The sequence below is a fragment of the Frankia sp. CoWAU3 genome (genome assembly GCF_977971855.1).
This window is the reverse complement of sequence record NZ_CDWWXB010000048.1, coordinates 1-4,902: the sequence shown is the minus strand read 5'-3', so window position 1 is coordinate 4,902 and position 4,902 is coordinate 1. Positions and strand designations below refer to the sequence as shown.

Genomic DNA, 4,902 nt, shown 5'->3' with positions numbered 1-4,902 from the left:
GGGCCGCACGCTCGGCGACCCCGAGACGGTCCACTACGGGCTGGTGCCGCGCACCAACCGCGGGATCTTCAGCGTCAACGAGCTGCCCGACCTCGCCGAACGGATCCAGGTCGCGCTGCTCAACGTGCTGGAGGAGCGGGACATCCAGGTCCGCGGCTACCTGCTCCGGTTGCCGCTGGACCTGCTGCTGGTCGCCTCCGCCAACCCCGAGGACTACACCAACCGGGGGCGGATCATCACGCCGCTCAAGGACCGGTTCGGCGCCGAGGTCCGCACCCACTACCCGCTGCACCTCACCGACGAACTGGCGCTGATCCGCCAGGAGGCGGTGATGTCCTGGGCGGGGTCCCCGCTCGGCGCACCGGAGATACCCGATCACCTGGTGGAGATCGTGGCCCGGTTCACCCGGCTGGTGCGCGACGCCCCCCAGGTCGACCAGCGCTCGGGGGTGTCGGCCCGGGTGTCGGTGGCCGCGGCCGAGACGGTGGCGGCTTCGGCAGTCCGCCGCGCGGCGCTGACCGGCGAGGAGACGCCCACCGCACGGGTGGTCGACCTCGCCGCGATCGTCCCGGCGGTACGCGGCAAGGTCGAGTTCGACCAGCTGGAGGAGGGCCGGGAGGACGAGGTCCTCGCGCTGCTGCTGCGCCGCGCGGTGGCCGAGACATTCCGGGCGAGGCTGGCCGGCGCGGACCTCACCGGCCTGCAGGCCCGCTTCGACGCGGATGGCCCGGTCGAGACCGGCGACCTGGTAGCGGCGGCCGAGCTGCTGCGCCGGGTCGGGCCGGTGCCCGGGCTCGCGGCGATCCTGACCAGGCTCGGCGTGGACGGGGCGGAGTCGCCGGGGCTCGCGGCGGCCGCGCTGGAGCTGGCGATGGAGGGATTGCACCTCAACCGCCGGCTGGCCAAGGAAGAGCTTCCCGGACGGACCGTCTACGGCACCTGACCCGGCGGCACCTGGCCTCGGCACGGAAGCTTCCAGGAGGAACAGTGAATTCCGGAACATTCCGGTATGGCCCGTGGGACGGCGGACCCGACCCACTCGCCTCTCCCTTCACCGCGTCCGACGCCCTGGATGAGATGTCCCGCCAGATTATGGAGGGACGCACCCCGCGGGAGGCTCTGGAGTCGCTGCTGCGCCGGGGCATGCCGGGCCGGCGTGGTCTGGACGACATGCGCCGGGCCGTCGAGCGGCACCGGCGGGAGGCCCGATCCCACGGCCGGATGGACGGGACGCTCCAAGAGGTCCGCCGGCTGCTCGACACCGCCGTGGGCCAGGAACGGGCGGCGCTGTTCCCCGACCCCTCCGACGACGCCCGGCTGCGCGAAGCCGAGCTGGACGCGCTGCCCGCGGACCCCGCCCGTGCGGTGCGCTCGCTCGCCGAGTACGACTGGCAGTCGCAGCCGGCCCGCGAGACGTACGAGAAGATCTCCGAGCTGCTGCGTCGCGAGGTCCTCGATTCCCAGTTCAGGGGGATGAAGCAGGCCCTGGAGGGGGCCACGCCCGAGGACTTCGCCCGGATCCGGGAGATGGTCGGCGCGCTCAACGCCCTGCTGGAGGCGGACGCCCGCGGTGAGGACACCGACGAGGCGTTCGCCCGGTTCATGCGGGAGTTCGGCGACTTCTTTCCGGAGAACCCCGGCTCGCTGGAGGAACTGGTTGACGCGCTGGCCCGCCGGGCCGCCGCCGCCGCGCGGTTGCTGGCCGGGCTCACCCCGCAGCAGCGCTCCGAACTCGCCGACCTGATGTCCACGGCGATGGAGGACCTGGGGCTCGCCGCGGAGATGTCACGCCTGGCGCAGGCGCTGCGCGCGTCCCGACCGGACCTCAACTGGGGTGGACGGCTGCGGGGGCGGGCCGGCCGGTTGGGCGACGGCCTGACCGGCGAGGAACCGCTCGGCCTCGGCGACGCCACCACCGCGCTGGAGGAGCTCGCGGAGCTGGACGAACTGGCCGCCGCGCTGGGGCAGGACTACGCCGGGGCCGCCCTGGAAGACGTCGACCCCGAGGCGGTGGCCCGGGCGCTGGGCCGGTCCGCCGTCGACGATCTGCGAGGGCTGCAGGAGATCGAACGGGAGCTGGAGCGGCAGGGATTCCTCACCCGCCGGGCCGGGAGCCTGGAGCTCACCCCGCGGGCGGTGCGCCGGATCGGGCAGGCCGCACTGGCCCGGATCTTCCGGCAGGTCTCCGCCCGGGGCCGCGGGGATCACAGCGTGACCGACGCGGGTTCCGCCGGGGATCTGCTGGGCACCTCCCGGGCCTGGCAGTTCGGCGACGCCCAGCCGATCGACGTCGTCCGCACGGTCCGCAACGCGGTGCTGCGCGGCGGTCCGCCCGGCCGGGGCCACCCGATCCGCCTGGCGGTGGCCGACTTCGAGGTCGCCGAGACGGAGCGCCGCGCCACGGCGGCGGTGTGCCTGCTCGTCGACCTGTCCTACTCGATGGCGCTGCGGGGCACCTGGGGCATCGCGAAGTCGACGGCACTCGCGCTGCACACGCTCGTCAGCACGTCGTTCCCGCAAGACAAGATCCACATTGTCGGCTTCTCGGACTACGCCCGGGAGCTGCGGCCAGTCGAGCTCGCCGGGCTCGACTCCGAGATGGTGCAGGGCACGAACCTGCAGCACGCCCTGCTCATCGCTGGCCGGTTGCTGAGCCGCTACCCGCAGTCGGAGCCGGTCATCATGGTGGTCACCGACGGTGAGCCCACCGCGCACCTGCTGCGCGACGGCACTCCCTCGTTCTCCTGGCCGCCGATGCCCGAGACCCTGGAGCTGACCCTGGCCGAGGTCGACCGGCTCACCCGGCGCGGCGTGACCGTCAACGTGTTCATGCTCGACGACGAGCCACGGCTGGTGCAGTTCGTCGAGGAGATAGCCAGACGCAACGGCGGGCGGGTTCTCTCACCCGATCCCGCCGCCCTTGGCAACTACGTCATCCGGGACTACCTGCGGGCCCGGGGCAGGCACCGCACCGTCCGCTGACCGCCGCGCCACCCCGCCCGGCTCGGCGGCGAGGCGTTCCCAGAACTCGACCGCGAGCTCCTCGTAGCCGAGCCCGAGATCGAGGGTCCGGCGCAGCGACCAGGCCAGGGCACCCGCGGGCAGCGCGGTCAGGGAGCGGTACACCTCCAGGTGAGCGCGATGCGCCGCCGCCTGGGCCCGCGCGAGCCGGCTGACATCACCCGGCCGGCCCAGATCGGCGAATGCCAGCTTGAGCAGGCCGGGATCGCGCAGCTCGGTGCGCCCGGCCTCCGGGACGGCGAGCCACGCGGCCAACCTGCTCCGGCCGGCGTCGGTCAGGCGAAAGATCCGCCGCCTGCGGCCGGACTCCTCCCGTTCCTCCGAGAGGAGTCCGGCCGCGGCAAGGCGGGGCGGCTCCTTGTAGAGCTGGGCGTGCGGAAACGACCAGAAGTTACCGATCGAGCCGGCAACCGCGACCTTGAGCTCGTACGGAGTGGCGCTGCCACGCCGCGCCACCTCCCCCAGGACCAGATACGACACCGGCGTCAGCGCGATTCCAGCCATGGTCTCGATGATATGGCTTGAATGATACGGGTTGATAGGTACCGTTTCTTCCGGACTATCTAGCACCTAGCCGTCTTACCCCTACAGCCCTCTCCAACCGGCCCATGGAGAGGGGGCGACGAGGGCGGGAGGCGCTGCCCGCCGACCCACCCGTCCCACAACGCCCGCAAGCCGCCACAGAAGGCGACAGTACTGCTACTCTTCGCTGTCGTGACGTCACGGAGTGCAGACCAGGAGTGCGAGCGACAGGCGGACGCGGCACGCCTCCGACCACTCCCGCCGGCGGATGTACCCGGCGCCACCCGGGCCCGCCCACGCCCGCCGGCGCGATCGAGGCTCACCGTCGCGATCCTGCTGACGGCGGGCGTCGCGCTGGCACCCGCAGCCCTTCCCGCCAGCCCCGCCCAGGCGGCGTCGGCCACCGGGCGAGGGGACGCGCCGATCGCCGCCACGTACCCGGGATCCACCGCGGGACAGCTCCTCTCGGCGCCGGGGGCGGTGACCCTCGCCGAGCAGCGCGAGGTCGAACGGTACTGGAGCGCGCAGCGGCGGGCCCGAGCCTTCGGGGCCCGCACGAACGACCATGCCGATACCGCCCCCCTCAGTCCCGGGCCGGCCCCGCCTGCCGTCGGCGACTCCGAAACGGCCGCGAGCGACGCTCCCCCGCCCCCGAGCGCCGGAACGCCCTACACCCGGGGCGGGCTGGTTACCACGACCACCGGCCGGTTGTTCGCCACCATCGGCGGCAGTGACTACGCCTGCTCCGCGAGCGTCGTGTCCAGCCCCAGCCGTGACCTCGTGGTCACCGCGGGGCACTGCGTGCACGGCGGTAGCGGGGAACAGTTCGCGCGGAACGTCATCTTCATCCCCGGGTTCGACAACGGCGCGATGCCCTACGGCATCTGGACCGCCCGCCGGCTTACCGTGACGTCCGGGTGGGCCCGCCAGGGCGACTTCGACGTCGACACCGGCTTCGCCCTGTTCAACCCGTCCCCGTCCCGCGGCCGTCATCTCGAGGACACGGTCGGATCCCAGGGCATAGCCTTCGATCTTCCGGGGACGTATCCGCAGTACACCTTCGGCTACCCGCGGCTGCCCCCCTACGACGGCAGCCAACTCGTCTACTGCGCCGGCTCCGGCTTCGGCGACCCCTACGGCAGCCCGTCGATCGGCGTCGCCTGCCGCATGACGGCCGGCGCCAGCGGCGGGCCACTACTCACCGGCCTCGGCCGGCTCGGTTCCGGGCACGGCTGGGTCGACGGGGTGGTCAGCTACGCCTATGCCGGAGTCAACGACAAGCTGTACGGAACTCACTTCGGCGACGTGGTGAAGTCGCTCTACTATCAGTCCTACCGGCTCTAGCGGGAGTTTCCTAGA

General features: G+C 72.7%; 3 protein-coding genes and 1 pseudogene. 3 read left to right on the top strand and 1 reads right to left on the bottom strand.

Annotation, left to right across the window (positions count from 1 at the left end; all coding sequences use genetic code 11):
- Nucleotides 1-943 (top strand): annotated as a pseudogene (locus AC08ON_RS07055) (magnesium chelatase); the annotation flags it as partial.
- A 44-nt stretch (nucleotides 944-987) separates the two neighbouring features.
- Complete coding sequence (locus AC08ON_RS07050; protein WP_476606874.1) at nucleotides 988-2,982, top strand: vWA domain-containing protein; 1,995 nt, start codon at nucleotides 988-990, stop codon at nucleotides 2,980-2,982.
- On the opposite strand, the gene AC08ON_RS07045 is transcribed toward AC08ON_RS07050, so the two are convergent.
- Nucleotides 2,902-3,525: a PadR family transcriptional regulator gene (locus AC08ON_RS07045; protein WP_476606875.1), complete on the bottom strand. Its 624-nt coding sequence runs from the start codon at nucleotides 3,523-3,525 to the stop codon at nucleotides 2,902-2,904. The two genes, AC08ON_RS07050 and AC08ON_RS07045, sit on opposite strands and share 81 nt — an antisense overlap.
- A 210-nt stretch (nucleotides 3,526-3,735) precedes the next feature.
- Between AC08ON_RS07045 and AC08ON_RS07040 the strand changes: the two genes are divergently transcribed.
- Nucleotides 3,736-4,887 (top strand): trypsin-like serine peptidase, encoded by a 1,152-nt coding sequence (locus AC08ON_RS07040; protein WP_476606876.1) that lies wholly within the window; start codon nucleotides 3,736-3,738, stop codon nucleotides 4,885-4,887.
- The last annotated feature ends 15 nt before the right edge of the window (nucleotides 4,888-4,902 follow it).

What these genes read in the sequence shown, in the direction of transcription:
- AC08ON_RS07045 (WP_476606875.1), bottom strand. Translation starts at nt 3,525, where the DNA reads ATGGCTGGAATCGCGCTGACGCCGGTGTCGTATCTGGTCCTGGGGGAG.